Source organism: Vibrio sp. 1727, assembly GCF_033344415.1.
GTDB lineage: Bacteria > Pseudomonadota > Gammaproteobacteria > Enterobacterales > Vibrionaceae > Vibrio > Vibrio alginolyticus.
On sequence record NZ_JAWPOT010000070.1, the window covers coordinates 1 to 1,209 of the forward strand.

At 46.8% G+C, this 1,209-nt stretch carries 1 protein-coding gene and 1 pseudogene; both read right to left on the reverse strand.

Annotated features, from left to right (window positions below; all coding sequences use genetic code 11):
* Positions 1 to 199, reverse strand: a pseudogene (locus R8O10_RS23865) (efflux transporter periplasmic adaptor subunit); the annotation flags it as partial.
* Between the two features lie 223 nt (positions 200 to 422).
* On the reverse strand, positions 423 to 1,209 hold a 787-nt coding region (locus R8O10_RS23870; protein WP_318191780.1), incomplete at its 5' end, for a Tn3 family transposase.

Below are 1,209 nucleotides of genomic sequence, written 5' to 3' on the forward strand. Positions count from 1 at the left end.
CGGTTTGAGGTGATTCTAATCGACCAGTGTATTGATCAAGCTCGGTAACCTGTTCTACAAGCACTTGTGCCACGTCAACCGTTGGTGGTGGCGGGGCGGATGCAGGTGCTTCGGCGCGTGAATCTTGACATCCAGACAACACCAATGGCGCTGCAAATGAGATTAGTAGAAGAGGCGTTCTAAGGTGTTTGCCTACCATCTCGCTATCCTTATGTTAGTTTTGTACCGATCGGCATAATAATCCTGACTTTTGATATTGATCAAGTAAAATTTATAGAATGAATAGTTACAACATATGGACAACGTATGCCTGCCGCATTACCATTTAGGGGTTCTAGGGATTTTCCCCTCTAAAAAGACATAATCCTCTGTAGACCACACCAATAAATGGCTGCGGAGGTGGTTTACTTTCAGCTTGGAGCCTAATCATCCACTATCGGCCTTGTTATTTCGCCAATATTGGGCAATTTCCCAGTATTAGTGAAGTTATACGTTCCGCTTAAGTTGATATTTTGCCACGCAACGGGCGAAACAGCACGAGTGATACCCGCTTTCTCTTCATCTCCTCTCGCTTCAAAGTGTCCCAGAAGATGACTCAGTATCGCGGAGTTGAAGTAGATGATCGCGTTGGCAAGCAATCTTGCGCATTCATTCCAGATAGCGATTTCACTCTCGTTTTTGCCTCGGAACTGATCGCCATTCACCGACGCAATAGCCCGTCTCAGGAAGTGCCACGCTTCTCCCCGGTTAAGGGCACGCTGAACGTACTGCCGCAAACTGGCATTGTCTATGTAATCCAGTAAATATTGCGCTTTGACCAGTCGATTATACTCCGTCAGCGCCTGTAATGTCGGGTGCCCCGAAGGATAACCAGACAACTTTCTTACCAGCATTGCCTGTGTCGTTCGCTTTGTCTGAAGTGACAGAACAATGCGCCTAATATCCTGCCATCCCGTTTCGATGACATTCGTCCTGATGGGCTTTTTCAGGGCAAGGTTGGTGCCGCCGTGTTCATTTTCAGTTACGGCAAACAGATCATTGATGACACTACTGAACTGCGCGTATCGCGGTGCAAAACTGTAACCGCATAGATCCAGTAAGGCGAAGTTAACATGATTGACACCGTGTGTATCTGTCGAGAGTACGTCAGGTTTGATTTCACTGCTGTTGGATTGTAACAGGTCATAAATATAGTGTGATTCGTGCTCG